Below are 26,325 nucleotides of genomic sequence, written 5' to 3'. Positions count from 1 at the left end.
AACCGGGCTCTCTTGCTGCGCCAGTGGGATGTCAGCGCCGTTCGTCGAGGCTCCGCCGCTGACCGTGCGAGTCTCGCTCGGGACTGGCTTACCCATTGCGAAAGGAATCGGGAGAACCCGTATGGGCGAAATCGGTCCGGACGAAAGGACGCTGCTGGGTGATGGCTCGCTTGCTGAGCATGAAATCGCGGGGGCGGTTGATGCAGTCTGCAGCAAGGAGTTCGCCATCACGGAGGTAGAAGCAGCTGAAGTCGCGGTCCCGGGTGGGGTCACCGCTGAGGACGACTTCGTCGTAACCGGTGTTGAGACCGGCGATCTGCAGCTTGAGATCGTATTGATCTGACCAGAACCAGGGAAGCGCCTCGATCTTCCTAGATTTTCCGCAGATGGTCGAGGCGGCGACCTTGGCCTGCTCCCCCGCACTCGACACGGACTCCATGCGTATACGGCAGCCGTAACGGGCGATGTCATGGCTTGTGCAATCTCCGGCGGCCACGATGTCGGGGTCCTCGGTCCGGGCATGGTCGTCGATCACGATGCCGTTGTCGACCACGAGACCCGCAGCGTCGGCGAGTTCTGTTCTCGGTTCAACACCGATGCCCACGATGACCAGATCAGCCGGGATCGACTCGCCAGTAGATAGTGTGACCTCGCGGACGCAGTCGTCTCCGACTAATGCTGCGACTTTGGCGCCCGTTCGGATATCGATGCCCTCCTCTCGGTGGATCCGCTCGAAGAACGTTGATACGTCGGGAGCAGTGACCCGCTCGAGGACGCGAGTGGTCGCCTCGAGCACGGTGACGTCCAGGTCCAGTGCCCGTAGTGAGGCGGCCGTCTCAAGTCCGATGTAGCCGCCCCCGACGATCACCACTCGCCGCCCGGGGGTGGCGGACGTGCGGATCTTCTCGACGTCTGCGGCGGTACGAAGGTAATGGACCCCGGGGAGATCGGCCCCAGGAACGCGGAGCTGACGAGGGCGGGCTCCCGTGCACAGCGCGAGCTTGTCGTATGTCAGTGTGTCGCCGGTGCTCATAACGATGTGCCCAGCCGAGCGGTCGATCGCCTCCACGTGCGCGTTGAGAAGCTGGATTCGCTGCTTGGAGTAGAAGTCCGAACTGCGGATGGTGATCTCGTCGAGGGTGGTTTTCCCGGCGAGATACGCCTTCGACAGTGGCGGGCGCTGGTAGGGCACCGTGGGCTCCTCGCCGATGAGGACGATCTCACCGCTCCACCCGTCCTGCCGTAGGCTCGCCGCGAGTTGGGCTCCGGCATGGCTGGCACCGATGATGAGGGCTCGCTGCGATGTCATGTGCCGGATTTCGGGGTGAGGCGCACCATCATCTTGCTGATGCCGCGAACGAAGTTGGACTGCACGTACTCGGGTTCGCCGACGACCTCGATGTTCTCGAAGCGGGGGAGCAGCTCTTCCCAGAGGATCCGCAGCTGCATTTCGGCCAGTCGGTTGCCCATGCACCGGTGTACGCCGAACCCGAAGGAGATGTGGTTGCGGACGTTGGCCCGGTCGATGATGAAGTCATCGGGCCGCTCGAACACACGCTCGTCGCGGTTGCCTGAGGCGTACCACATCACGACCTTGTCACCCTTACGGATGAACTGACCGTTCAAGATAGTGTCAGTCTTGGCGATTCGGCGCATGTAGGCCAGCGGCGTTTGCCACCGGATTATCTCGGAGACCATGTTGGGGATCAGGTCAGGGTTGGACTTGAGCTTTTCGAACTGGTCTGGGAACCGGTTCAGCGCCAGAACGCCACCACTCATCGAGTTCCGGGTCGTATCGTTCCCTCCGACGATCAACAGCACAAAGTTGCCCATGAATTCCATCGGGCGGTCGATCAGATCCTTGGTGTTCTCGTTGCTCTGCAGCATGGTGACCAGGTCGAAACCGGGTTCCTCCCCCTCTGCTAACCGAGCCTTCTTGTCGTACCACAGAGAACTCAGACCGCTCGCCATCTCGCGCATTCCGTCGAACGACTCGTCGAGGTCCGCAGGACCACCGTTCGCTTCCTCGAACGAAGTTGCAATATCTGACCAGTACACGAGTTTGCGACGTTCCTCGTAGGGGAAGTCCAAGAGCGTCGCGAGCATTCGAGCTGTCAGTTCGATCGAGACAGTCTGGACCCAGTCGAACGGCTGATTCACCGGCAAGTCGTCTAGTACCTCGCGAACCCGAGACCGAATGAGCGTCTCCATCTCGCGCAGGTTCTTAGGCGCCACCACCCCCTGCACAGCTGCTCGCTGCACGTCGTGGCGCGGTGGGTCCATCGCGATGAACATCTCAATATCGAGAAAACGAGGCGGGGCCCCGATCACTATCATCGGCTCGGCGGAGAAGACCTCATGGTTCTTATCGACCGCGATGATGTCTTCATGTCGGGTCACTGACCAGAACGGCCCGAACGCACTGTTGGGCTGAAAGTGGACCGGAGCCTCGTTTCGCAGGCGCTCATAGTAGGACTGCCAGCGTCCTTGCCGATAGAGAAAGGGATTACTGAGGTCGATGTCGGCGAGTTCGACGTCCTCGACGGGGGGGATGGGCTTCTCTACGAAAAGCTTCTTCCCATTCGTCCTTGTCACCCAGCGCCGAGTCCTGTCGTACAGATGGGCGCCCCGGATCTGCAGATCCATCGGGATGGCCGACTGAACCTTGTCGCCGATCGTATCGGAAACCTTCACGTGTCTCACCTTGTCTTTCGTCGTTACATCTGGAACGTCGTTACATCTGGAACTCTGGCACCTGGACGGTAAGGCCGTCCCAATCCGCGGACGCGGTCATCTGGCACGACAGTCGGGAGGTCGGCAGCCGTTCGGGGTTCATTGAGAGCATCTCTTCTTCACTTGCTCCCGAGAGGCCCACCACGTCGGACCATTGCGGATCAACGATGACATGACACGTGCCGCACGCGGCTTCGCCTCCGCAATCGGCGTCGATTCCGGGCACCGCGTTGTTGACGGCGATCCGCATGAGTGACTGCCCCTCCTCTAAGGGCACCTCGTGCTTCTCTCCGTCATGTGAGACGAAGGTTACGACTGTCATCGCTGGCTCCTGCATGGTTGTTCGGGTAATAGCTGCTCACAGTATTGCTAACAACGACGACTGCGGCTAGGTTGATTGAGGGCAGAAGCTTGTTAATTTGGCTCAGAAGGCGGGGGCGATGAATCTTGATCGCGAGGGCGTGCCACCGCTCGTGTTCGCGCAGTTACTTGAGAGCCCAGTTCTGGAGCAAGACGCCGTTGCACGGTTTCGCGAGATCATGGATCGTGAGCGAAGCGACGTCGAGTCACTTCTCGCCATCAACGCCCAAGTTCCCCTGCGGTGGATCAGGGAAGCCTTGCCCGACCTCGACGTTGACCAAGCAACGACCCTCGGTTTGGCGTTCGCCCAGCATGCTCATCTGACGTCCTTCGGACCATTAAGCGTCCCACTAGTAAGCGCAGGTTCCGCAGGCGAGATATTGGAATTGCTTGCCTACCTGCCGCTAATAACCCCAGCCCTGAGTGCGCAGTTCTACGCAGGTGGACACGGAGTGTCTGTCGCGCTCAATGGGCAGACGGGCGATCGAGTCCTAGACTCCCTAGTGGTCACCTACTGTGGTGCGGTCCTGCTGAGGCTGCTGAATATACTCGTTGGCGATGCACCAGACATCACACTCTCACTGGGTTGGCCCGCTCCGGAAGGTCTGCCCGTGGATCAGGATTGGTTAGCTGGTCGCCTGGTATTTGACGCTTCACTGTCCATTCTGCATTTTCCCGTTGACGCGGTCAATCACGTCTGCCGGTTCTCTGACCCCGTGGCGTATCGACTCGCTATCAGTGACTTGCAGCGAAGGCTCGACGAGCGGAGTAAAATCGCCTCGTATTCGGACAAGGTGAGACGTCTGATAGAGAAGCGTCCCGCAGATTGTGGAAGTCAGTGGATTGCAGACGAACTCTCCATCTCTACGAGCACACTTAAGCGGCGCCTCTCTGAGGAAGGGATGACCTATCGCGGACTGCGCCAGTCGATCATTCTTGAGTACGCGATTCTTCGTTTACTGGACGGATCTGTGTCCGCGAGCGAGATCGCCACGGACCTCGGATATAGCGACCTCGCCAGCTTTTCACACGCTTTCAAGCACTGGACCGGCCACCCGCCGACGGGGTTCCGTCGTAGGTAGCGCTGCCACTTGGTTGACTCGTACAGGGCAACTGGCAATGCACGGTGCCTTCAGCTTCGCCCTTTCTTTGGGCGTGGCGTTCAATAGCTTCAGGCTCCGCCGACACCCTCGACGTATTCGGGCCTGGTGCTCGCGGCGGTGAGTTTGGCCTAAGCCCTCGAGTTTCTCTGTGACTGCAAAAAGTGTTCAACCTCGACCACGATGAACAGGGCAGTGGCAGTAATAACAGTGCGGCCCTCTGCATCCTCCATCGTGGACTTGAGGTCCAATTTCCGGCCATCGCGAGACCGAACTGCAGCGCGCAGGATGTACGGGGTGTCGAGTAGTGCTGGCGCAAGATACTCGAGCTCGAGACGGCGCGTCACGGCGAGCTCGCCGACCGAATACAGCAAGAAGCCGAAGAGGTCGTCAATCACGGTCGCTACCGCGCCGCCGTGTGCAATGCCCGGTGCCCCGACGTGGCGCTGGTCGAACTGGTGGTGTGCGACGACGCCGTCTCCGTCACGCCGTACCGAGAGGAAGTGACCATTCGGGTTCTCTGGTCCACAGCCAAGGCAGTTGGGGTGGTGGGGAGGAAGCTCGGAGGAACCGGATTCCATGCGCGTGAACGAGGCCACCCAGTTGTCGATATCGGTACCTATCGGCTCGCCGGCCTTGTCGCGAAATGTGTCCATGTCCAGACCTTCCTGTCGATGAAGTTGTACTGGGTGCGATACCTCGGCTTGTGGCGACGGAGATATCGCCGACACCCGCACGTCCGACCCGTGAGCCAACCTTTGACCGGGACGTCCAAGGGGCCCTGAGGCCCGATGCGGGTGGCCTGAGCAACTGGCTGTCGACGGCACGATAGTCAGGTCGACAAGGCCGACTGAGCCGGGACACCTTGTACTGTACGAACATACAGTAAGCGGTACCGACGTATAGTCTAGTTTGGGGTCCGTAGGCTCGACCGCAACTGAAGGGGAACCGCGTGAATCGTTCCGCACCAGGCGCCGCGGGCCGGGATCTCACTGCCAAGGCGCGCATCCGCAACGCCGCACTGGATCTCTACGCCGCCAACGGCGAGGACGGCACTTCGTTGCGAACCGTGGCAACCGCGGCCGGAGTGACGGTGGGTCTCGTGGTCCATCACTACGGCACAAAGGACGGCCTTCGCGAGGCGGTCGAGCGACTGGTCGTAGAGCATTTCGCTACCGCACTTGCCTCGGTGCCCGTGGACATCCCAGGCGCCGACATCGCCCGGATCCGCAACGACGCGGTTGTCGACATGCTGGTCAGGCGTCCCGAGGTGGTGAACTACCTGCGCCGCGCGTTGCTAGTGGTCCGCATTTGAAGTGTTGTTACGGTTGGCTTTCGCGAGGACTTCCTCGGCGGTTTTCGTCCAGACGAACGGGTGTGAGCGGTTGTTCCAGCCGTCGATGAAGGCCCGAATCTTGGCGTTGAGGTCCTTGACGGATGTGAAGACCCCTCGGCGAATGGCCTGGCGTTCGACGATCCCGAACCAGACCTCCACCAGGTTCATCCACGAGGCGTGAGTCGGGGTGAAGTGCACCTTGAAGCGGGGATTGTCAGCCAGCCAGGCCTTGACGTTCGCGTGCTTGTGGGCGGCGTAATTGTCCATCACCAGGTGCAACTCGACCGGCTTTCCCTCGGCGTCAACGGCGTCGCGGTAGGCCCGCTCAATCTGCTTGAGGAACGCCAGGAACTCCTGGTTTCGGTGCCGTGGCTTGAGGGCGGCGGTGACCTGCCCGGTAGCGATATCCAGCGCCGCGAACAAGGTGGTGGTGCCGTGCCGGACGTAGTCGTGGCTGCGCCGCTCGATCAGTCCCGGCTGCATGGGCAAGATCGGCTGCGTCCGATCCAGCGCCTGGATCTGAGATTTCTCGTCCACGCACAGCACGATCGCGTTCTCCGGGGGCGCCAGGTACAGACCGCAGATGTCGGTGACCTTGCCGACCAGCTCGGGATCGGTAGAGAACCGGAACGACTCGGCCCGCCACGGCTTGATCCCATAGGCTCGCCACGCCGTGACCACCGTCGAGGCCGAGACCTTCAACCGCGCCGCCAGCAACCGCGACGACCAGTGGGTCACGCCCAAACTCTTCGGCGGCGGCATCAACGTCGCCGTCACGATCGCCGCGTGATCAATCGTGCGCGGCCGGCCAGAACGTTTCTCATCGACCAGGCCCGCGATGCCCTTGTCCTCATACCTGGATCGCCACAGATTCACCTTCGGACGCGACGCTCCAGCCAGCTCCGCGATCTCAGCATTGCGCCGACCCTCCGTGGCCAGCAACACGATCCGCGCCCGCTGCACCATCCCCGCCGACATCGACTGCGAACGGGTCATCGTCTCGAGCTCCTCGCGATCGCCGGGACGCAACATCAATGCCGGGGCAGGTCGATTCGCCATGCCCCATGATTTCACAAACCCAACCGTAAAACTACTTCACACGCGCGACACTAGGCCGCGAATTGCCCGGCGAAACTTCTTCGCCGAACAGGCTTCTCGTCGGCCCCGGGAGCACTAGGCTTGACACAGTTGTCGAGCCGGGGACAGCGCCGGCAGGGGAGGGAAGTGACACGTGGTCGAAGAGAATCCGAACGCAGCATCCGACACCGAGAAGTACTGGGACCTCGTGCGCCCCGATGTGGTGGGACCGGCCATCGCCGAGGCGACCGGCGAGCAGGCATGGACTAACCCAAGTGCGGAGCTCATCGCGGGCGGGAAGTCTAATCTCACGTTCACGCTGCGCTCGGATGCGGGCGAAGTAATTCTGCGCCGTCCGCCGTCAGGAAAACTTTTGCCCAGCGCCCACGACATGGCACGCGAGGCGCGGATCCTCAAAGGTCTCGCCGGTTCTGATGTGCCCGTGCCGAAGGTTCTGCACGTCGACGCCGATGGCGACGGGCTCGGTGTGCCGTATTACGTGATGGCAAAGGTCGAGGGGCGTGTGATCCGCGACGAGCTGCCCGCCGGCTACGCCGACTCCGACGCGGAGAAGGCCCAGATCGCCGATGCTCTGATAGATGCGCTCGTCGCGCTGCACCGCATCGATCCGGAGGAGGTGGGGCTCGGCGATCTCGGCAAGCCGACCGGCTACCTCGAACGCCAGCTCGAGCGGTGGCAGAAGCAATCCGCGAAGGCCGCGGAGCACGTCCAGCTCGACGAGTTCGGCGAGCTCGCGCGAAAGCTCGAGGCCACGCGTCCGGAGACTCCGACGACCCGAATCGTGCACGGCGATTTCCGCCTCGACAATTGCATCCTCGACGCCTCCGATCCGGGTGCGGTGCGCGCCGTGCTGGATTGGGAGCTGTCGACGCTCGGCGATCCGCTCGCCGACCTCGGTCTTTCGCTGCTGTACTGGGGCGATTCTGCGGCGCCGCCGGTGCCGCTGGTGCCGTCGATCACGAACCGACCGGGCTGGCCGCGTCCCGCGCATCTCATCGACCGTTATTGTTCGGCGACCGGCGCCGACCCCGCGCTACTCGACTGGTACATCGCGTTCTCGGTATTCAAGTTCACTGCGATCGCGCAGGGCGTGTTCACCCGTGCCGCCGCCGGCGACATGGCCGGCCAATCCTTCGATGACGGCGGCGGGCGCGAACTGCTCCGCGAACTCGTCGCGACGGGCCTCGACAAGCTGCGCTAGCGAGGCGGCGAAGGCCCCTCCACACACAACGGGCCCGCGCAGAATGATCTGCGCGGGCCCGCCTCACAACCGCCGACTAGCGCTTGCGGTTCACGTTCGCCATCGCGAGCGTGTCGAGGCGCTTATCCAGCTCCTCTTCGGACAGCTTGTCCGGAACCAGGCCGCGGTCGAGCACGGTCTGGCGAATCGTCTTGCCCTCGGCGAGCGCCTGCTTGGCGACCTTCGCCGCCTCTTCGTAGCCGATGGCGGAGTTCAGCGGCGTCACGATCGACGGCGAGGACTCGGCGAGCGTCTTCAGGCGATCCTCGTTGGCCACGAGTCCCGAGATGCAGCGGTCGGCGAAGAGCGTCGACACGTTGGCGAGCAGCTTCACGGATTCGAGGAAGTTGCGCGCCATCATCGGGATGTACACGTTGAGCTCGAAGGCGCCGTTGCCGCCGCCCCAGGCGATCGCGGCGTCATTGCCGATGACCTGCGCGCCGACCTGAGTGACGGCCTCGGGAAGCACCGGGTTGACCTTGCCGGGCATGATCGATGAACCGGGCTGCAGGTCAGGCAGCTGGATCTCGCCGAGCCCGGTAAGCGGTCCCGAACCCATCCAGCGCACGTCGTTGGCGATCTTGGTCAGCGAGATCGCGATCGTGCGCAGCGCGCCGGAGCCCTCGACGAGTCCATCGCGGGCTGCCTGGGCCTCGAACGGGTCCTTCGCCAGCGAGATCGACTCGACGCCGGTCAGCTCACGAAGCTTCTCGACCACGGCCGAACCATAGCCCTCGGGCGCATTGAGTCCGGTGCCCACGGCCGTGCCGCCGATCGGCAGCTCGGCCACGCGGGGGAGCGCGGCCTCGAGGCGCTCGATACCGGCCTCGACCTGGCGGGCGTACCCGGAGAACTCCTGGCCGAGCGTGACCGGAACCGCGTCCATCAGGTGGGTGCGGCCGGACTTGACTACGGACTTCCACTCCTCGGCCTTGCCGGCGAGCGCGGAGTGCAGGTGCTGCAGCGCGGGGATAAGGTCCTTGGCGATCGACTCGGCGGCGGCGACGTGCGTCGCGGTCGGGAACGTGTCGTTAGAGGACTGCGACATGTTCACGTGGTCGTTGGGGTGCACCTCGGTGCCGGCCTGGCCGGCAAGGGAGGCGATGACCTCGTTGGTGTTCATATTCGAAGACGTGCCCGACCCGGTCTGGAACACGTCGATCGGGAAGTCGGCGTCGACCTCGCCGTCGGCGATCTTCTGCGCCGCGGCCTCGATCGCACGCGCCTTCTCGTCGTCGAGCAGGCCGAGGTCGTTGTTCACGGAAGCGCACGCGCTCTTGAGGAGACCGAGCGCGCGGATCTGCGCACGCTCGAGCGGGCGGAACGAAATGGGGAAGTTCTCCACGGCACGCTGGGTCTGTGCGCGGTACAGCGCGTTCACCGGGACGCGGACCTCGCCCATGGTGTCGTGTTCGATGCGGTATTCGCCTTCGGGAAGGTTATCGGTTGTCATGGTTACCACCGTAGCTAGGCCGGGCAAAGGGCGCACTAACACGGCACGCCCTTTGCCCGAGGGAGTCAAAGATTGTCTGTATGACGCCGGAGGCCCGGCGCGCGTCTAACCGAGGGAGTATTCCTCGACCTTGTCCATGCGGTGGATGGACTCGACATTGCGAACGGTGCCCGAGCGCGAGCGCATCACGATCGAACGGGACGTCGCGCCGCCCGGACGGTAGCTGATTCCCCGCAGCATGTCGCCGCTGGTGATACCGGTGGCGGCGAAGAAGCAGTTGTCGCTGGCGACGAGGTCGTTCGTCGTGAGGATGCGCGAGACGTCGAGCCCGGCCTCCTTGGCTTTGGCCGCCTCGGTGTCGTCGGTCGGGGCAAGCTGGCCCTGGATCTCGCCGCCGAGGCTCTTCATCGCGCAGGCGGAGATGATGCCCTCTGGGGTGCCGCCGGTGCCGAGCAGCATGTCCACCGAGGAACTCGGCCCTGCCGCGGCCACGGAACCTGCGACGTCACCATCCATGATGAGCCGCACCTTGGCGCCGGCCTCGCGAACCTCGCCGATCAGATCGGCGTGGCGCGGCCGGTCGAGCACGCAGACGGTGAGGTCGCCGACGTCGAGCTTCTTCGCCTTCGCCAGCGCCTTGATGTTCCATTCCACCGATTCGGACAGGTCGACGACGCCGACTCCCTCGGGGCCGACGGCCATCTTCTTCATGTAGAAGACCGCGGAGGGGTCGAACATCGTTCCCCGCTCGGACACTGCGATCACGGCGATGGAGTTCGGGCGGCCCTCGGCCATCAGCCGCGTGCCATCGATGGGGTCGACGGCGACGTCGACGGCGGGGCCGTTCCCCGTGCCGACCTCTTCGCCGTTGAACAGCATCGGCGCTTCGTCCTTCTCGCCCTCGCCGATCACGACGACGCCGTTCATCTCCACGGTCGAGATCAGCCGGCGCATCGCGTCCACAGCCGCCCCGTCGCCACCGTTCTTGTCGCCGCGTCCGACCCAGCGTCCGGCCGCGAGCGCCGCGGCCTCCGTGACTCGAACGAGCTCCATCGCGAGGTTACGGTCCGGTGGTAGCGGGTTCTGTGAAGGCATTTCGCGCATCTCTCCTCAAAGCTTCTGGCCAGAATCGGCCGCACGGGCGGCCGCGTGTGTATGGGCACGCTGTCCCTATTGTTGCACCCCGGCCGCCACCTCTCGCGAGCGTCACCGGCGGAGGCGGCGTTTTCGCCCGGTGCCAGGGGCTGCGATACCGTAGTCGCGTGGCTGATAAACCGAGGCTCCTGCAGGGCAACCGCGACATGTTCTGGTCGATTATGGTGCTCATGCTCGTGTGTCTCGTGTTCGCCGCGATCGGTGGCTATGTCACGTTCGGCCAGCCCAAGCCGGGCCCCGTTCCGGAGTTCGACTCGCACCATGCGCTCTCCCAGGATGCGCAGACGCTGGGTTTCCCGGTGCGAGAGCCGGAGTTGCCGGACGATTGGCAGTCCAATTCCGGTCGCCTCGAGCGCCTCGGCGACCACGACGCCTCGGTCGTCGGGTGGGTGACACCGTCCAACACCTATGTCGAACTCATCCAGACCTCCGCCGACGCGCAGACGCTCCGGCAGCGCGGTGAGCATCCCCGGCCGGACCAGCGCCCCATGCCTCTCGGCGGTGAGGAATGGACGGTCTACTCGGGCGATGATGCTCGCGACATCTGGGTGCTCGACGAGGGCGATGTGCGTATCGCCGTCAGCGGCCAGGCCGGGCAGAGCGACTTCGAGACCATGGCCGAGGCCGCGGCGAACGTCAAGCCACTGCCCGCGAACTAGCGCGAGGACCGCCTGCCGCCGGCTGTCTCCGCCGGCAGTCAGCCTCTACGCCGCAACTACTCGGCTTCGGCGCCATCCCCGCGCTCGGTACCTTCGTCCTTCGCCGCGAGCACGTCGTCGATCCGCTTGCGCGCCCCGGCGAGATGTTCCTCGCATCGCGATGCCAGCTCCTCGCCGCGTTCCCACAACTTCAGCGAGGAATCCAGGTCCTGTCCGCCGGCCTCGAGTGTCCGCACGACATGGATCAGCTCGTCACGCGCGGCCTCGAACCCGAGTTCGGCGACCGGAGTGGCCTCGTTGGTGTCCTCGCTCATTGCTTCTCCGTTCCTGTCGTTTCGCCGGCGCCCTCCGCGCCCGTGGGTTCTGTCTCTTCTTCCGATGACGTCGGAGATGACGCCGCCTTCTGGACGCCGAGCACCGCGGCGTTGATCGAACCGTCGGACACGCGGATCCGCAATTGGGAACCGGGCGGGGTATCGCCGATCGATGAGACGACATCGGCGTCCCCGGGACCCGCGACTCGCTGGACGACGGCATAGCCGCGCGCAAGCGTGGCCGAGGGGCCGAGTGTCTGCAGCCGCGCCGAGAGGTGCTCGAGTGCACTGAACTGCGCGCCCACGTAGTCGGTGACCTCGCGTCGCATCCGCCGCCGCCCCTCGGCAATCGCGTCCGCATAGTCCTGCCAGATCCTGTGGGGCTGGGCGAGCACGGGGCGCGAGGTGATCGAGGTGAGCTGGTGTCGCTCACGTTCCACCCAGTTCCGCAGCGCGGCGGCCGAGCGCTCGCGCATCTCCGCGATGCGGGCCCGTTCGGCGAGCACATCGGGCACGACCCGCTTGGCCGCGTCCGTCGGTGTTGCCGCGCGCAGGTCGGCCACGTAATCGGTGAGCGGATTGTCGGGCTCGTGCCCGATCGCGCTGACGACCGGGGTCCGGCACGCCGAGATCGCGCGCACGAGTGTCTCGTCGGAGAAGGGGAGCAGATCCTCCACCGAGCCTCCGCCGCGGGCGAGGATGATGACGTCGACCTTCCGGTCGCGGTCGAGCTCCTCGAGCGCGGCGATCACCTGCGGCACGGCGGCAACGCCCTGCACCGCGGTGTTGCGGATCTCGAACTGTACGTCCGGCCAGCGGTCCCTCGAGACCTCGACGACATCGCGCTCGGCGGCCGAGGCGCGCCCGGTGACCAGACCGATACACCCCGGCAGAAAGGGGAGCGGGCGCTTGCGTTCGGGAGCGAAAAGACCCTCGGCGCCGAGCGCCTTCTTCAGCCGTTCGAGGCGCGCAAGGAGCTCACCAATGCCGACCGCTTTGATCTGATCGATGCGCAGGCTCAGGGAGCCGCGCCCCTGCCAGTAGTCGAATTTTCCGTGGACGATCACCCTCGCGCCGACCTCGACCGGCACCTCGCTCTTCTTCAGAAGCGTCGCGAAGCACGTCACCTGCAGGGAATTTTCCACCGAGGCGTCGCGCAGCACGATGTAAGCCATCTTCGCGCCGGGGCGCACGTTGAGCTGCGCGATCTGCCCTTCGACCCACACCTCGCCGAGTCTGGCGATGTAATTGGAGATGTGTTGGGAGATGACCCGTACCGGGAACGGATCCTCTGCGGTGCTCTTATTACTCATCTGCTCCGTTTCCGCGGTCCGCGCGAGCGCCGCCCTTTGCAGCGGGCTTGGCGCGCTTGCGCCCGGCGACGGGCTTTTCGGTGAGGTCCTCGTCGAACGTGGCCCACTCGGGCTGTTCGTCGTGCGGCGGGAATACCGCGCCGAGGACCGCGTCGCCCTGGCGAGCGAGCTCGTTTACGGCATGGGTCAGCTGCAGATATCCGCGCGCGCCGGCACCGAGCACATTCGCCGGCAGGCGGACAGTGGCGCCGAGCGCCTTGCCGGGAAGCTCGATCGCCGTGGTCACGGTGACGGCGGCGAGTCCGATCCCGGCGCGCGCGAGAACGTACCGATTCGATGGTCGCGGATCCGACATAACACCTTCCACCTCTTCAAGGGGCCCGGGGTCGACTTCGATTGTAGGTGCCGACCGCGGACCGTGGGTCGCGCTACCTCGTGGCAAGCCGCGAGAGGTAGCGCGGCGAATGGCGACCGCGAACCTTTAGTCCTCCGCGGCGTGGCGCCCACCGCGCGAACCGGACTCGCGCTCCGGCCAACCGGCGGTCGTCTCGTCCTCCGCCGAACGGGAAACGCGGCGGATCGGCGGGCGTTCGGAACCGCTCTTTCGCGCGGCCTCGGCGGCGCTGATGCGGCGCCCGGATGGCTCGGCATCTCCGCCGTCATCGGCAGTGCTTCCGGATCGAGAAGAACTCTTGCCCTTGCCGGCGTCCTTACCGGATACCTTCTTCGGCGCGGCACGACGTCCGGAACCAGTCGGCCGCGCGGCGCCGTGCCGAGCCCTCGCCGAGCGGCGTCCACCGCGTGCCCCGCCGCGCGCACGGTGCGTGCGCGGCTCCAGGATGAGCGTGCGCACCAGCGCGATCGCGAGCACCACAAGGCACGTCGCCAGCAGAAGTGGGAAACGCTTTGCCAGCGGAACGAGGATCGTGAGGATCTCCGTCCGGCCGATCTCCGAACCGAATCCGCCGGTGTTGAGGTACTGGAACAGCGGGATCGTCACGAGCGCGACGAGTGGCGGCTGCACCACCGTCGTAAAGACGTTCTTCCTGCGCACCAGCAACACGGCGAACACGGCGCCGAGGAAGAACAGGATCGTGAACGGGCGGCCGAGTATCTCCTCGCCCCAGCTCAACGCCCACGACAATCCGACAAATACCAAGAGCAGCACCACCGCGGCCCACCCGGGAATCCCGGGGAGGCCTGGCAATACCGATCGATCCTCAAGCGCGATGCGCCGCGAGGTTCCAGCCGCAAGTTTCACAGCAACCTACCCTAACGGCCCCTCACTCATTTCTTCGTATCAACCGGCGCACGGCGCCCATTGCGCGCCCGCCCGGCTTCTCCGTCGAGCCCTTGCCGGAATCGGAGGAGCCGGACTTTTCGCCCTCGGAGACGCCCAGGTGCCCGCCCTGATCCGCGGGCTGAGGCAGGTCGGTGTCCTGCGCGGCCTTCTTCAGATCCTGCGTCTTGCTCGCCGATACCTCCGGAGCGTCTTCTTTCGAAGCGACCAGGCTCGACACTCCGGGGAGATCGCGGAAGCGGACCGCGCTCACCTCTGCGAGCCACGCGGTCAGCCGGCCCTCCTCCGTGGCAGGTTTGACGTCGGAGGCCGAAACATCCCCGGCCATCAGGTCTATCTGCTCGCTGACATAGCGGATGATCACCGCCACCACGGCGGCGACGGGAACCGCGAGGAAAGCGCCGAGGATGCCGAACAGCGTGCCGCCGCCGGCGACCGCGAGAAGGATCACCACCGGGTGCAGGTTCATCGAGCGCGACTGCAGCACCGGCTGCAGGACGTTGCCCTCGAGTTGCTGCACCGCGATGACGAGCACGAGCACGATGATCGCCGTGGTGAGACCGTTGGAGACGAATGCGACGAGCACGGCGAGCGCACCGGCGGTGAACGCACCGACGATCGGGATGAATCCGCCGAGGAACGTGAGCACGGCGAGCGCCCACGCGAGTGGAACGCCGAGGATCACCAGGCCGATGCCGATAAAGAATGCGTCCACGAACGAGACGATGGCCTGCGTGCGGATGAATCCGCCGAGGGTGACCCAGGCGCGGGTGAGTACCTCGGTGAGGTGGCGTCCGGCGCGGCGACCGGTGACTCCGCGCAGCCACGGCAGGAAGCGCGGGCCGTCCTTGACGAAGAAGAACGTGAGCACGAAGACCAACAGCAGTGTGACGACGACGGAGCCGAGCGTGCTCACGCCCGCGAATACACCGCCGGCGATATCCTCGCCGCGTTCCTGGAGGAACCCGACCGCCTGGTTGATGCCGTCGTTGATCTGGTCGTCGTTGATGTTGAGCGGCGGACCCTGGATCCAATCCTGCAGTCGGCGGATGCCGATCGACGCTGAATCCACGAGCTGGGGCGCCTGTTTCACGATCGACGGGGTGATCAGCGCGATAATGCCCGCGATCAGGCCGAGCCCGAGAATGATCGATAACAACGACGCGAGTGCGGCGGGTATGCCGACCTTCTTCATGTACTTGACCGGCGGCCACACCACCGTCGACAGGATCAGCGCGAGCAGGACCGGCAAGATCCCGACCCACACGAAACCGAGAATCTGCCCGAGCAGCCACAGTGCGACCAGCCCGATAGCCAGGCGCAGTGCCCAATCGGACAGCCATCGCCCGCCCATGCCGATGAGGACGCCGCGGTCGGTGGGCTGCCCCTCCTCGAATCGTTCGGGATGTTCGGGATCGAAATCGGAAGGGTAGCTGTCCTTCTGGTCTTTCTCATTCTTCGGGGACTTCCCGGACTTGGTGTCCGAAGTCTTCTTCTCACCGGAGGTGCCATCGGTCTCATCAGCACCGCGAGTGGCTCCCGTGAGAGTCGCGTCGGAAGCGGCGGAACGGTTTTCGGCGTCCGGCTCGGAAGCGCGGTCGTCACCATCGTTGGCATCGGTCATGCGTTCATACTCTCATGTTCGTCGTGGTGAGCGCAGAAGCATGCATGGTTACCCGTACACTTGACGACCGTGAGTCTTACCCTTGGAATCGTCGGTCTGCCCAACGTCGGCAAATCCACTCTGTTCAATGCCCTTACCCACAACGACGTGCTCGCGGCGAACTATCCGTTCGCGACGATCGAGCCGAACGTCGGTGTGGTCGACCTGCCTGATCCGCGTCTTTCGCGGCTCGCGGAGATCTTCTCCTCCGAGCGGATCCTCCCCGCGACCGTGTCGTTCGTCGACATCGCCGGCATCGTCAAGGGCGCGTCCAAGGGCGAGGGCATGGGCAACAAGTTCCTCACCAACATCCGCGAGTCGGACGCCATCTGTCAGGTGGTCCGCGTCTTCGAGGACGATGACGTGATCCACGTCGACGGCCGGGTCGATCCGATGAGCGACATCGACGTCATCGCCACAGAGCTCATCCTCGCGGACATGGAGACGGTCGAAAAGGCCATCCCGCGGTTGGAGAAGGACTCCCGCAAGAACAAGGAGCTCGTCGCTCAGCTTGAGGAGGCCAAGAAGGCCCTCGCCGTCCTCGAAGACGGTCGCACGCTGTTCAAGGCCCAGGACGAGATCGACCGCACGCTCCTGCGCGAACTCCACCTCATGACGGCAAAGCCCTTTCTTTACGTGTTCAATTCCGATGAAGCGGTGCTCGGATCACAAGAAAAGCAGGACGAGCTGCGCGCCGCGGTGGCGCCTGCCGACTGCGTGTTCCTCGATGCCAACGTCGAGGCAGAACTCCTCGAACTCGAAGAAGACGAGGCCATGGAACTTCTCGAGTCCATCGGCCAGGAGGAGCCGGGCCTCAAGGCGCTCGCACGCGCCGGCTTCAACACCCTCGGTCTGCAGACCTACTTGACCGCAGGCCCGAAGGAAGCGCGCGCCTGGACGATCAACAAGGGCGACACCGCCCCAAAGGCCGCCGGCGTCATCCACACGGACTTCGAAAAGGGCTTCATCAAGGCCGAGATCGTGTCCTTCGCCGACCTCGACGAGGCCGGCACGATGGCCGCGGCGAAGTCCGCCGGCAAGGTACGCATGGAGGGCAAGGACTACGTCATGGCCGACGGCGATGTCGTGGAGTTCCGCTTCAACGTGTAACCAGCGCTTCAAATTCTGGATTCGAGTATCGCCCCCGGTTGCCTCGTGTTGAGGCGGCCGGGGGCGACGTCGTCCTGTGGCCCTTTGCTCCGGCACAGCCGCATGCACGTTGCTATCGTGACTGATAGCAGAGGGGGTGGTTGTCGATGTCATCCATTGTCGTTCGCGGGCTCGATGATGCCGTGAAGCAGCAGCTTGCCGCGCAGGCGAGAGAGCACGGCCGTTCTATGGAAGCGGAGGTTCGCGCCATCCTGACGAAGGCCGCACAGAGGCCTCATATCGGAATCGCTCTGCTGGCTGCGGCGCAAGACTTGGGCGGTATCGAAGATCTGCCGGTTCCGGTGCGAGAGGACGTCGCGCGGGCGGTTGACTTCGAGTGATTGTTCTCGACACGAACGTCATCTCAGAGATCTTCCGGCCCGCGCCGGAGCCACGCGTAGTGGACTGGCTCGCTTCGCTGACGGGTGATGTCGCTATTACGTCCGTCACGCTCGCCGAGCTGCTCGCGGGTGTCCGGCGACTAGCGGATGGCCGACGCAGGGATGAGCTGAACACGCGCATTGACGCAGCGCTTGAGCCGTATCGCGGCGGTCGCGCCGTGCTGCCCTTCGACGATCTCGCGGCCGACCGCTATGCAGACGTGCTCGTGTCCCGAGAAAACGCGGGAGTACCGATCAGCACTGGCGTCGCGCAGATCGCCGCGATCTGCCTGTCCCTAGGTGCAACCTGTGCGACGCGGAACGTTAAGGACTTCGTGCACACCGGAGTCGACCTAGTCGACCCATGGAAGATTAACGAGTGACGCCTCGCGCGATCGACGTCGTCGCTCGGCAAGGTCTCACGTCATCCGATTCGGATGGGCTCCGGCACTTCTTCAGCGACGACTATTTCGATGGTTCCTGCAAATGGGATCTGAAACGACCGTAGGCCTGGGCTTCGGGTGACCTCCACGACATGTCGCGGACCGATGAGGGCACATGCGAAGGATGTTCCGGCGAACCTGTCACAGATGAGCCTGACCAGCCGATCCTTAGCTGGACGACAGACAGCACGATTCGTGGTCGCAAAGTGGCTTCGATATTCCCTGACGAGCGTGTGTGCCGGTGACTACAGACGGTCCTGGGCGAGGGCTCGCTGTGGAGCTTCGTCGCAACGTCTAGCGGACGGTCATGTCGTCACCGAAAGTCCAGATCCTTCAACTGATCGGTGATGCTGCGGGGTTCTCGCCCCAGGAGGTGCGTGAGCGTGGGGCGCGAGCCCGAGAAATGCCCGCCCCTGGTGGCCTGGAACATCGACAGGGTGAAGCGGGCGGCGGCCTCGGGCACGCCGCTGGATGTCGCTTCGGCTAACCAGGTTTCGTCGTCGACGACGACTCGATCGATCCGGCGACCGGTGATCTCGGACGCGGAAGCTGCGAAGTCGGCAAGGGTGACCGGCTCGGGCAGCGTCAAATCGACCGGGCCGTCGAACGGATCGTCAGCCGAGAGGATCACGGCAGCGGCCTCTGCTACATCGCGGCGATCGACCCAGGAAAAGGGGCCATCGGCAGGCATCGCGATCACTCCTGATTTCTGCCACGGACCGAGCAATTGGGCAAGGTCCCCGTAGAAGCCGTTGCGCAACGCTGTCCAGGCAACTCCGGAATCAGCGAGATATTGTTCCGTGGCAGCGTGGATCGCGAGCGGCGGGTAGGGCGTGTCGAAGGCCGTCCCATGGGCGCTCGTGTACAGGATCCGCTTGGCCCCCGCGTCGACGGCAGCGTCAATCGCCCTGCGGTGCTGAGCTGCGACGTCTGCAGAGAGGTCGCTGGAGGACACCAAGAGCACTTGCTCGGCGTCGGCAAACGAATGGCGCAGGTTCGCAGGGTCGTCGTAGCTTCCCTCCCGCACGCGGACTCCTCGATCGACAAGGTGCGCCGCACGCGCGGGGTCGCGGACGCTGACGCCGATGCGGTGTGGAGATACCCGCTTGAGCAGGTGGTCGACTGTGGCCCCGTTGAGAGTGCCGGTCGCGCCGGTGACGATGATCATCTGACTTCCACTTCATAGGAGAGTGAGCCGACGTGGCGCTTCGAGTCCCGCCGGGCATTCCGCGAGCAGTAAATTGACCCATGTGGTCAATTTCTTGGTGAAGCCATCTTGCACTAACTTGACTAGTTGAATCAAGTTAGCCGTCGACGAAAGGGGCCTCGTGTCCGACTCCCGTCGTGAGCCGACTCTCCGCTCGGATGCCCGCCGAAACGTCGATCGGATCCGACGCGCTGCTGTTCAAGTGTTCCGGGAGCAGGGGTTTTCCGCTCCGCTCGAGGAAGTCGCAGCGGCCGCCGAGGTGAGCAAGGCGACGATCTTCAATCGGCTCGGCGGAAGAGTCGGGCTGATCGACGCCGTCATCGACGAAGTAGTCGCGGGGGAGTTGCGGACCGTCATTGAGGACGCGAAGTCCATTGGCGAGATCCGAGAACGGATCCGCTGGTATATCGCTGCCCTGCGAGACCTGCAGTATCGACTTCCAGCGGTCAATGATGTGCTCCTGCAGGAGTATCGCGATTCCGGGCCGCTGCTCGATCTATGTCATGCCGGGACAGCCTTCCACAACGCCCTTGTGGCTCAAGGGCACGCTGCTGGGATCCTGGATCCCGATTTCACGCCCTCAGACTTTCATGCTCTCGCCAGAGACAATGCGTTGGCGCTCAAGCACGGAGGCCGGCCGCCTCGCGCAGATTATGATCGCCGTACCGCGTTCGCGCTCGATGGGATCTGCTCACCGTGTAATTGAGGCGGGGGTGGCGTACGCTGGCGGTGGCAGCTAAAGCTGCCACTGCACTTCCCGGGCTCAGAACGCCCGAATCATTGCGGAGAGGCCCGACTGTTCGGGACATGTCCGGATGGGGTGTGGCGCATCTTGCGCCGACTTCAACCGCCGATGCGATAAATCGGCTGACGTGAGGACATGACATGGCATCGAAGGACGAGAAGAACCTCTCGAAGGTGATCGACAAGATCGCAAAGATGGACGAACCGCAACGCTCGCTCGTACAGCGAGTTCACGAGATAATCGTCGCCGCTGCTCCCGCTCTGAAGCCACGGATCTGGTACGGCATGCCCGCTTATGCACTGTCCGCGAGCACGCCGGCTCTGGTGACTCTTCGAAACGACGAGCGAGTCAATCTCGCTCTCACCGAAAAAGTTGAGCTCGCGCCCGCCGGCGGCCATGACGGGAAGTTGATGCCCGCAGCCTTGTAACTGGATGCCATCGACGAGCCCACCGAGAGGCGAATCGCCGAGATAGTCGGTTCGGTTATTTCCTGAGGTTCGCAGACTGGCGCGTCCGAACCTGCCCACTGGCGGAAAGGTTGTGGCGGTCATCGATGCTCCAGCGGGATCTGGACCACTAGCTGGGCGCTAGTTAATGATCTCGCTCTTATCGTCGATGGCCGCCAGGCGTTCCCTCCACTGGCGTAGCGCGTCCGGTGAAAGCCGTGGCCAATCATGTACCTCCGCGACGATGCGAAGTGGCTCAGTGCTCCGATACGAGCGCGTCGGATTGCCGGGGAATTTCTTGTCGGTGACATTAGGATCGTTGTCGAAATCCCCGGTCGGTTCGATGAGATACACGTGGGGCTCTCCATCCACGGCGGCGAGCTCGGCGGCGAGGCCGGCGCCGTCGACGAGCGCGGTGAAGTAGATATGGTTCATCACGATCTCGGGGCGGTAATTCGACCGGTGCCCAGCGGTGAGCAGATCGCCCACATTCAACTTCGCCATCGTCCCGTGAAAGAACGGACCTTCATCGAGTAGCTCAGCCATCAGCCAAGAATACCGCCGCGTGAGTCACCCTGACTGTCGCGAAGCTGCCGTCGCGCGCAGCTCATTCCTCCCGCAGGCGCGGCTCGATGCGGTTCTCCGGGGCGAAACCCGACTTGTCGGCATAGAACTCGCGGATTCTGTCCATGTCGGCGCCGACGTTCCCGGTGAGCTCCAGCGTCGGTCCAAGCCCGGAGGTCATCGTGTTTCTATCGATGTAGCACAGCACGATGGGCATGCCGGTCTCGCGCGCGATCCGGTAGAAGCCGGACTTCCAGTGCGAGTGCCCCTTACGCGTGCCGTCAGGTGTGATGACCAGGCAAAATGATTCACCGGAGTGTAAGCGGGAGACGATGTCCTCGACCGCGGTCTGGGCATTCTCACGGTCGATGGGGATTCCACCGAGAGCACGCATGAGCGGTCCGCGCCAGCCGGAAAATAGACTATGCTTACCCATCCATCTCATGTGCACCCCGACGCTCCACGCCACGGCGAGCATGAGGATGAAATCCCAATTCGACGTGTGCGGCGCCCCGACCATCACCGACGGCCTCGAAGGCGCCGGTTCCGATACCAGGCGCCACTTGCTGAAGGTCCAGAACGCGCGAGCGATGAGCCGTCGAATCATTCCTCAACCCTAGCGCCGTCACGATGCCGATAGGATCGAAAATCGATGAGCGACGAACAACGCCAGCCCGCCGAGCCCGCCACATCCGAGCCCGCCACCGCCGAGGCACTCATGCGCTCGCGGTTCGACGCATTCCGCTCCGCAGACACACGGTGGCTGCTGCGCACGTGGCATCCGTCCACGCGCCCGACGTCATTGGATCTGGGGGACAACCCGCGGTGGCGCGGACTACAGATTGTCGACACCCATGACGGCGGACCCGACGATTCCCAGGGGATCGTGGAGTTTCGCGCTACTTTTATAGAGGATGGCGGCGGTCTTGGGATTCTCCACGAACGCTCACGCTTCCTCCGCGAGCACGGGCGCTGGTTTTACGTCGACGGTGACATCCTCTGAACGGCCGCGCTCGCGGTCCAGGCTGAGTCTCGCCAGGCGGGGCCGCGCAGTCAGGCGACAGGCTGCAGCTCGTGCCCGATCCGCTTGGAAGATGAGCGGAAGGCGAGCACGGCCAGGGCGATTCCGATGAGCGACGTCATGACAACCAAGGCGACCGCCCCGTGGAATCCGGTGAGAAGCGAGTCGACCTCGGTCGCGCCACTGTTTCGCTCGGAACCGGCGAGCGCGCCATAGATCCCGGCGGCCAGTGACGTGCCGAGGCAGCCCGCGATCTGGAAGCCCGTGGCCACGACGGTGACGCCGTGCGTGCTGCTGTCTCGATCGAGGCTTGTGAGCGCGAAGGTCTGCGCCGGACCGATGACGAACGCGGTTGCCAACACGGCAGGGATGTAGAACAGCGCGAATACCGTGATCGGGGCCGACCCGGCAGCGAGGCCCACGAGCGCGACGAATACGGCCATCACGCAGAACCCGAGCGGAATGGAGACCTTGCCGCCTCGAATGTCGAAGCGGCGGCCGGCAATCGGGCCCATGACGACGGTGAGCAGAATTCCCGGGGCCAACGCGAGCGAGGCGGTCATGGGCGATGCACCGCGAGCGGCTTGGAGGAAGAGCGGGATCACGACGTTCATCGCGAAAACGAAGAGCAATCCGAGCATGGTCATGAACAGGCCGAGGACGAACTTCTTCTCGGCGAGCGGACGTAGATCGATGAGCGGATTGGCGATGCGGCGCTGGCGGACGGCGAACAGCGCCAGAGCGATGAGTCCGACGACGAAAGCTGTGGCGGCAAGCAGCGCGGACCCAGCGAACACTTCGCTCACGCCGTAGAGCACACCGACCAGGCCGACGGCGACCAGCAGGAAAGAAAGAACGTCCAACGTGGGTCGGCGGAGGTCGGCGACATTGCGAAGTAGGAGCGTGGCGGCGAGCATGACGACGACGGTAAGGGCGAAGAACACCCACATGAGCATCGTCCATGGACCGATGGAGAGCAGCGCGCCCGAGAGCACGATCGCCAGCGAAGGACCGAGGGTGGTCATCGCGGCCATGATGCCCATGTTGAGGCCGAGCCTTTCGCGCGGCGAGACCGCGAGCACGATGTTCATGCCAATCGGGGTGAGCAAGCCCGTGCCGATGGCCTGCAGGAGGCGTCCGGCGAGGAGCACCTCGAATGTCGGAGCGAGCGCGCCGACGACCGAACCGGCGGCCATGAGCGCGACCACCGAGACGAACAGCGCCCGGGTGGGGTAGCGGTGGTAGACGACCGTGGCGACAGGAACGAACATCGCGGCGACGAGTAGGTACCCGGTCGTGAGCCACTGTACGGTGCTCACGTCTACGCCGAAATCGCTCATGATCGGCGAGAACGCGACGTTGAGAAAGGTTTCGTTGAAGGTGGCGAGAAATGCTGCTGCGGCGGCAACGGCGATAATCCCGCCTACACGCTCCGTGGAGCGGGGTCGGACGGATTGGGCAAGGGACATCGAATCTCCTGACAGTCGGCGGTGTAATGCGATCGACCGTGCCGTGTCAGGAGAGCTGGAATAGACCCCGCGTGTCGTGTCATCGATGCGCTAGTGGCCCGAAGGCCGCGACCACCGTAGCAGAATTCATGAGGTCGCTGCCAATGCGATGACGTGCACAGACGCTAGGTCTCGATTTCGGGAAGCGCCGCGAAATCCTTCTTGATCCCGCGGTACCAGCCCATGCCCTTGATGGGGTTGAGCCACCGCTTCTTCATGTCCTCGTGCGCCGGAACATGCGATTCGTCCCCGCCCCGAGCAGCATCGCGCAAGTGTCGATCCTGGGCATTGATGATGTCGTCGGCCGTCTCGCCTTTGAATTCCTGGTCGCACGGGCCGCCGAGCTGGCGGCAGGTCATGGTTTTCACTGTGTTCTCCTCGCGTTGATCTAGACGCATTATCGCTCATTCGCCGGGAGAACCGCGCGATGCTTCCAACCGATGGCCGGTGGACATGACGCCATCTTTGCAGGGACGGAACGTTTCCAGCCGTCGACACATCACATCGGTGGAGTACATGGCAAGAGTGGGAAAGAGGAGGATCCATGGGGCTCAACACGATGGCGATTGTTGCTGACACGGTGCTCGCTGACGAGCACCTCGCGGTGTTGGGAATTGCGCCGGTCGGAAGCGCGATGGCGGCCGAGGAAGCGCTTTTGCGCTCGCAACCCGAGCACGTATGCGTCGTACGAGGGGAGTGCTACACCGCCGTCGCGGGTTACGCGGACGCGTTGGCCGAGGCGATCGAGACCGAACGAATCGGACTTCCTGGGACGGTGATTGCAGCATCGAGTGTGTCCTCGGTGGGGTTCGCGGATTTTCGTGTGTTCGTCGATGGCCGGCTGCGCAGGCACTTGTGTACTGGAGACGAAGAGAGCGACTCGAACTGGGGCGAGCCGTTGGCGGAGGAGAGCCTCTTCGTATTCGAGGGACGGGACGAGGAACTTGAGGCCGAGATTGATGGAGACATCCTCATCGACCGGGTGCTGACCATCGCCGGCGTCGACAACGAGGCGTCGTTGCTCGACGCCAATGGGGACGCATTTGCGCCGATTTCTTGTCCTGGTGAAGCGGAGGCGACCGTAGCGAAAAGCGGTTCGACAAGAAAGAAGAAATCCCGTAAGTGGTTTCGACGCGGCTAGGCGCGGGAGTCCTCGTGGAGGGCGCGACGTCGAGACACAACTTACTTGCGGGTAATATCGATGAGGTCGGCCACATTCACCGGAGGCCGGCACTCGTTTGAGGGAAGGACTTCTACGTGCGTCACGACCTGCGCAATGCTCGAATTCTCATCACCGGCGGCGGCAACGGCATCGGGCGCCTGCTCGCGCTCAAGTCCGCGGCGCGTGGTGCGCACGTGATCGTGTGGGACCTATCGGCCGAGTCGGGGGAGAAGGTCGCCGAAGAGATCCGCGCGAAGGGCGGCACCTGCGACGCCTACACTGTCGACGTCACGAACCGCGAAGATGTGGCCCTCACCGCGGAAAAGGTTGGCGATATCGACATCCTCGTGAACAACGCCGGCGTCGTCACGGGCAAACCGCTTCTCGAGGCCAGCGAGTCGGAGATCGACCGGACCTTCGACGTCAACACCAAGTCCCTGTACTGGACCACCCGTGCGTTCCTCGGCGGGATGGTCGAGCGCCGCAAGGGCATGGTCGTGACCGTCGCGAGCGCGGCGGGCATGGTCGGTGTTGCGAAGCAGACCGATTACTCCGCGAGTAAGTTTGCCGCCTTCGGTTTCGCCGAATCGCTGCGCGCCGAACTGCAGAAGTCGCGAAGCGGCGTGGATTCGCTCGTCGTGTGCCCGTTCTACATCGATACGGGCATGTTCGACGGCGTGCAGACCAAGTTCCCGCTGCTCCTGCCGATCCTCCACGAGGATGACGTCGCCGAGAAGATGGTAGCGGCGATCGAGGCGGGCAAGAAGCAGCTCATCATGCCGCCGTTCGTCCGTTATCTCCCGGCGGCCCGTCTGCTACCTGCTCCGGCCTTCGACAAGCTGATGAACTTCCTCGGCGTGAACAACACGATGGATGAGTTCCACGGCCGCTGAGCCGCGGCCACGGAGCCGCGGCCGCTTAACGCGGCGCGCGGTTTTAGTCCTCGGCGCGCGGGTCGCGTAGTTCGGGGACGACCATCACGGCGCCTACCTTCTGTTGGAGCAGCTCGCGGGATACCGACCCTAGGACGGTGCCTGCGACGGCGCCTCGACCACGGGTGCCCACGACGATCAGCTGCGCAGAATTCGAGCTGTCAACAAGAGTAGTGACGGGGTCGCCGTAGGCGAGGTGACGCGTGATTTTGAGGTCGGGGAAGTGCCCTTGCAACCAGCGGCGCTCGGCGTCGAGCCAATCCTCGTACGCGGATCGGCGCGCGTCGATGGCAGATTGCTGCACGAGTTCCGGGTACCAGCTGGCCAGGGAGTCCGGCGGCGGCATGACCATGAGGATCTGTAGGACCGCGCCGCGCTCCTTCGCGGCCTGCGCGGCCTGGAGTTCAACGATTCTACTGGCGGCAGAACCGTCGACGCCGGCGACGACCGGGCCGGTGAGCGCGGCTCCGCCGTCATCGGCAGCGGCGTCCTGCACGTTCGAGGGAACGACCACCACCGGTGATGCCGCGTGCGGTGGCAGCGCTGTGGCGACCGAGCCGACGAGCAGACCCATGAAACCGCCGCGCCCACGAGAGCCGACCACAGTGAGTTGCGCCTCGGCGGACATGTCCCGGAAGACCTCCGTCGCATGTCCCGTGGCGATGAGGAACTGGACATCACCCGGAAATGCACCGAGGTGCGTGCGCGCGCCCTCGAGTATCTCCTCGGCGCGCTTGCTGCGCTGTTCGTCCTCATCGTCCTTGGGAAGCGAGGCGTAGTTCGGATAAAAGTGCCTGGGAAGGCGGTACGCGGTGACGACGGTGAGCCGGGTCTCTCGCAACCGCGCGGCCTCGGCAGCGTAGTCCAGTGCCGCCTTCGCGTTTTCGGAACCATCGAAGCCGACGAGGACGCCGAAAGGACGGGTGGCGGGATCGAAAACAGGTGGGCGACCGGTGGTGAAAGCGTCGGTGCTCATGACTACCCCTTCGCTGGGGGGCTCGGCCACGGGAGATGATGACGGCGCCCCCGAGTTCGAGACCAGCA

The 26,325-nt window shown here is 64.1% G+C and carries 29 protein-coding genes and 1 pseudogene; 12 read left to right on the top strand and 18 right to left on the bottom strand.

Features of this window, described 5'->3' with window-relative positions:
• Positions 1 to 88 precede the first annotated feature (88 nt).
• The 3 genes from BJL86_RS10510 to BJL86_RS10500 form a co-directional block, all read right to left on the bottom strand.
• Complete coding sequence (locus BJL86_RS10510; protein ID WP_017836048.1) at positions 89 to 1,309, bottom strand: NAD(P)/FAD-dependent oxidoreductase; 1,221 nt, start codon at positions 1,307 to 1,309, stop codon at positions 89 to 91.
• The gene (locus BJL86_RS10505; protein WP_371204028.1) at positions 1,306 to 2,646 is read right to left on the bottom strand and encodes a cytochrome P450; all 1,341 of its coding nucleotides are present in this window, start codon (positions 2,644 to 2,646) and stop codon (positions 1,306 to 1,308) included. The genes BJL86_RS10510 and BJL86_RS10505 overlap by 4 nt, the downstream gene beginning before the upstream one ends.
• Before the next feature lie 88 nt (positions 2,647 to 2,734).
• A complete protein-coding gene (locus BJL86_RS10500; RefSeq protein ID WP_007633708.1) occupies positions 2,735 to 3,055 on the bottom strand; it encodes a 2Fe-2S iron-sulfur cluster-binding protein in 321 nt (106 codons plus the stop codon).
• Positions 3,056 to 3,173: 118 nt separating this feature from the next.
• Here BJL86_RS10500 and BJL86_RS10495 point away from each other — a divergent pair, with 118 nt between their 5' ends.
• Positions 3,174 to 4,175, top strand: coding sequence for an AraC family transcriptional regulator (locus tag BJL86_RS10495; protein WP_031264629.1), 1,002 nt, complete (start codon positions 3,174 to 3,176; stop codon positions 4,173 to 4,175).
• Between the two features lie 149 nt (positions 4,176 to 4,324).
• On the opposite strand, the gene BJL86_RS10490 is transcribed toward BJL86_RS10495, so the two are convergent.
• Positions 4,325 to 4,849: a PaaI family thioesterase gene (locus BJL86_RS10490; RefSeq protein ID WP_017836045.1), complete on the bottom strand. Its 525-nt coding sequence runs from the start codon at positions 4,847 to 4,849 to the stop codon at positions 4,325 to 4,327.
• 296 nt (positions 4,850 to 5,145) lie between these two features.
• Here BJL86_RS10490 and BJL86_RS10485 point away from each other — a divergent pair.
• Positions 5,146 to 5,493: pseudogene (locus BJL86_RS10485) on the top strand (TetR/AcrR family transcriptional regulator); the annotation flags it as partial.
• Here BJL86_RS10485 and BJL86_RS10480 read toward each other — a convergent pair.
• The gene (locus tag BJL86_RS10480; RefSeq protein ID WP_083657635.1) at positions 5,491 to 6,588 is read right to left on the bottom strand and encodes an IS630 family transposase; all 1,098 of its coding nucleotides are present in this window, start codon (positions 6,586 to 6,588) and stop codon (positions 5,491 to 5,493) included. The pseudogene BJL86_RS10485 and the gene BJL86_RS10480 overlap by 3 nt on opposite strands.
• Before the next feature lie 172 nt (positions 6,589 to 6,760).
• Between BJL86_RS10480 and BJL86_RS10475 the strand changes: the two genes are divergently transcribed.
• The gene (locus BJL86_RS10475) at positions 6,761 to 7,828 is read left to right on the top strand and encodes a phosphotransferase family protein (RefSeq protein ID WP_082908511.1); all 1,068 of its coding nucleotides are present in this window, start codon (positions 6,761 to 6,763) and stop codon (positions 7,826 to 7,828) included.
• Positions 7,829 to 7,904: 76 nt separating this feature from the next.
• On the opposite strand, the gene BJL86_RS10470 is transcribed toward BJL86_RS10475, so the two are convergent.
• Positions 7,905 to 9,320, bottom strand: a complete 1,416-nt coding sequence (locus BJL86_RS10470; protein WP_067474702.1) for a class II fumarate hydratase — start codon at positions 9,318 to 9,320, stop codon at positions 7,905 to 7,907.
• A gap of 105 nt (positions 9,321 to 9,425) precedes the next feature.
• Positions 9,426 to 10,415, bottom strand: a complete 990-nt coding sequence (gene glpX / locus BJL86_RS10465) for a class II fructose-bisphosphatase (RefSeq protein WP_067474725.1) — start codon at positions 10,413 to 10,415, stop codon at positions 9,426 to 9,428.
• A 167-nt stretch (positions 10,416 to 10,582) separates the two neighbouring features.
• Here glpX and BJL86_RS10460 point away from each other — a divergent pair, with 167 nt between their 5' ends.
• Entirely contained in the window at positions 10,583 to 11,134 is a 552-nt protein-coding gene (locus BJL86_RS10460) for a DUF4245 domain-containing protein (protein WP_231887211.1), read from the top strand.
• A 56-nt stretch (positions 11,135 to 11,190) separates the two neighbouring features.
• Here the strand turns inward: BJL86_RS10460 and BJL86_RS10455 are convergent, their stop codons facing one another.
• From BJL86_RS10455 to BJL86_RS10435, 5 genes are all read right to left on the bottom strand, one after another.
• The gene (locus tag BJL86_RS10455) at positions 11,191 to 11,448 is read right to left on the bottom strand and encodes an exodeoxyribonuclease VII small subunit (RefSeq protein ID WP_067474698.1); all 258 of its coding nucleotides are present in this window, start codon (positions 11,446 to 11,448) and stop codon (positions 11,191 to 11,193) included.
• Entirely contained in the window at positions 11,445 to 12,761 is a 1,317-nt protein-coding gene (gene xseA, locus BJL86_RS10450; RefSeq protein WP_067474696.1) for an exodeoxyribonuclease VII large subunit, read from the bottom strand. The genes BJL86_RS10455 and xseA overlap by 4 nt, the downstream gene beginning before the upstream one ends.
• On the bottom strand, positions 12,754 to 13,116 hold the full coding sequence (locus tag BJL86_RS10445; RefSeq protein ID WP_067474693.1) for a hypothetical protein: 363 nt from the start codon (positions 13,114 to 13,116) through the stop codon (positions 12,754 to 12,756). The genes xseA and BJL86_RS10445 overlap by 8 nt, the downstream gene beginning before the upstream one ends.
• A 126-nt stretch (positions 13,117 to 13,242) precedes the next feature.
• Entirely contained in the window at positions 13,243 to 14,022 is a 780-nt protein-coding gene (locus tag BJL86_RS10440; protein WP_067474691.1) for a DUF6542 domain-containing protein, read from the bottom strand.
• A 22-nt stretch (positions 14,023 to 14,044) separates the two neighbouring features.
• Positions 14,045 to 15,685 carry an AI-2E family transporter gene (locus tag BJL86_RS10435; RefSeq protein WP_067474689.1) on the bottom strand — a complete coding sequence of 547 codons (1,641 nt, stop codon included), beginning with the start codon at positions 15,683 to 15,685 and terminating at the stop codon, positions 14,045 to 14,047.
• A 69-nt stretch (positions 15,686 to 15,754) separates the two neighbouring features.
• On the opposite strand from BJL86_RS10435, the gene ychF reads away from it, so the two are divergent.
• The 3 genes from ychF to BJL86_RS10420 all read left to right on the top strand — a co-directional run bounded on the left by ychF (position 15,755) and on the right by BJL86_RS10420 (position 17,636).
• On the top strand, positions 15,755 to 16,834 hold the full coding sequence (gene ychF, locus BJL86_RS10430; RefSeq protein WP_067474722.1) for a redox-regulated ATPase YchF: 1,080 nt from the start codon (positions 15,755 to 15,757) through the stop codon (positions 16,832 to 16,834).
• A 146-nt stretch (positions 16,835 to 16,980) separates the two neighbouring features.
• A complete protein-coding gene (locus tag BJL86_RS10425; protein WP_067474687.1) occupies positions 16,981 to 17,214 on the top strand; it encodes a FitA-like ribbon-helix-helix domain-containing protein in 234 nt (77 codons plus the stop codon).
• Positions 17,211 to 17,636 (top strand): type II toxin-antitoxin system VapC family toxin, encoded by a 426-nt coding sequence (locus tag BJL86_RS10420; RefSeq protein ID WP_067474685.1) that lies wholly within the window; start codon positions 17,211 to 17,213, stop codon positions 17,634 to 17,636. Before BJL86_RS10425 ends, BJL86_RS10420 begins: the two co-directional genes overlap by 4 nt.
• Before the next feature lie 373 nt (positions 17,637 to 18,009).
• Here the strand turns inward: BJL86_RS10420 and BJL86_RS10415 are convergent, their stop codons facing one another.
• A complete protein-coding gene (locus BJL86_RS10415) occupies positions 18,010 to 18,864 on the bottom strand; it encodes an SDR family oxidoreductase (protein ID WP_067474683.1) in 855 nt (284 codons plus the stop codon).
• 160 nt (positions 18,865 to 19,024) lie between these two features.
• On the opposite strand from BJL86_RS10415, the gene BJL86_RS10410 reads away from it, so the two are divergent.
• Positions 19,025 to 19,609: a TetR/AcrR family transcriptional regulator gene (locus BJL86_RS10410; protein WP_067474681.1), complete on the top strand. Its 585-nt coding sequence runs from the start codon at positions 19,025 to 19,027 to the stop codon at positions 19,607 to 19,609.
• A gap of 179 nt (positions 19,610 to 19,788) precedes the next feature.
• Positions 19,789 to 20,076, top strand: a complete 288-nt coding sequence (locus BJL86_RS10405) for a DUF1801 domain-containing protein (RefSeq protein WP_231887210.1) — start codon at positions 19,789 to 19,791, stop codon at positions 20,074 to 20,076.
• A 159-nt stretch (positions 20,077 to 20,235) separates the two neighbouring features.
• Here the strand turns inward: BJL86_RS10405 and arr are convergent, their stop codons facing one another.
• Positions 20,236 to 20,640, bottom strand: a complete 405-nt coding sequence (gene arr / locus BJL86_RS10400; protein ID WP_067474678.1) for an NAD(+)--rifampin ADP-ribosyltransferase — start codon at positions 20,638 to 20,640, stop codon at positions 20,236 to 20,238.
• 61 nt (positions 20,641 to 20,701) lie between these two features.
• Positions 20,702 to 21,265, bottom strand: a complete 564-nt coding sequence (locus BJL86_RS10395) for a 1-acyl-sn-glycerol-3-phosphate acyltransferase (RefSeq protein ID WP_067474675.1) — start codon at positions 21,263 to 21,265, stop codon at positions 20,702 to 20,704.
• A 45-nt stretch (positions 21,266 to 21,310) separates the two neighbouring features.
• Between BJL86_RS10395 and BJL86_RS10390 the strand changes: the two genes are divergently transcribed.
• The gene (locus BJL86_RS10390; RefSeq protein WP_231887209.1) at positions 21,311 to 21,661 is read left to right on the top strand and encodes a YchJ family protein; all 351 of its coding nucleotides are present in this window, start codon (positions 21,311 to 21,313) and stop codon (positions 21,659 to 21,661) included.
• A 50-nt stretch (positions 21,662 to 21,711) separates the two neighbouring features.
• Here BJL86_RS10390 and BJL86_RS10385 read toward each other — a convergent pair whose 3' ends face one another.
• Positions 21,712 to 23,148 carry an MFS transporter gene (locus BJL86_RS10385; RefSeq protein WP_231887208.1) on the bottom strand — a complete coding sequence of 479 codons (1,437 nt, stop codon included), beginning with the start codon at positions 23,146 to 23,148 and terminating at the stop codon, positions 21,712 to 21,714.
• A 164-nt stretch (positions 23,149 to 23,312) separates the two neighbouring features.
• On the bottom strand, positions 23,313 to 23,546 hold the full coding sequence (locus tag BJL86_RS10380) for a hypothetical protein (RefSeq protein ID WP_231887212.1): 234 nt from the start codon (positions 23,544 to 23,546) through the stop codon (positions 23,313 to 23,315).
• A 185-nt stretch (positions 23,547 to 23,731) separates the two neighbouring features.
• Between BJL86_RS10380 and BJL86_RS10375 the strand changes: the two genes are divergently transcribed.
• Both BJL86_RS10375 and BJL86_RS10370 read left to right on the top strand, forming a co-directional pair.
• A complete protein-coding gene (locus tag BJL86_RS10375; protein ID WP_067474669.1) occupies positions 23,732 to 24,328 on the top strand; it encodes a hypothetical protein in 597 nt (198 codons plus the stop codon).
• Between the two features lie 116 nt (positions 24,329 to 24,444).
• The gene (locus BJL86_RS10370) at positions 24,445 to 25,242 is read left to right on the top strand and encodes an SDR family oxidoreductase (RefSeq protein ID WP_067474666.1); all 798 of its coding nucleotides are present in this window, start codon (positions 24,445 to 24,447) and stop codon (positions 25,240 to 25,242) included.
• Positions 25,243 to 25,285: 43 nt separating this feature from the next.
• Here BJL86_RS10370 and BJL86_RS10365 read toward each other — a convergent pair whose 3' ends face one another.
• Positions 25,286 to 26,257: a universal stress protein gene (locus tag BJL86_RS10365; RefSeq protein ID WP_067474663.1), complete on the bottom strand. Its 972-nt coding sequence runs from the start codon at positions 26,255 to 26,257 to the stop codon at positions 25,286 to 25,288.
• Positions 26,258 to 26,325: the final 68 nt, after the last annotated feature.

Origin of the sequence: Dietzia timorensis (assembly GCF_001659785.1) — a bacterium.
Classification (GTDB): domain Bacteria; phylum Actinomycetota; class Actinomycetes; order Mycobacteriales; family Mycobacteriaceae; genus Dietzia; species Dietzia timorensis.
This window is presented reverse-complemented; position numbering and strand designations above follow the sequence as displayed.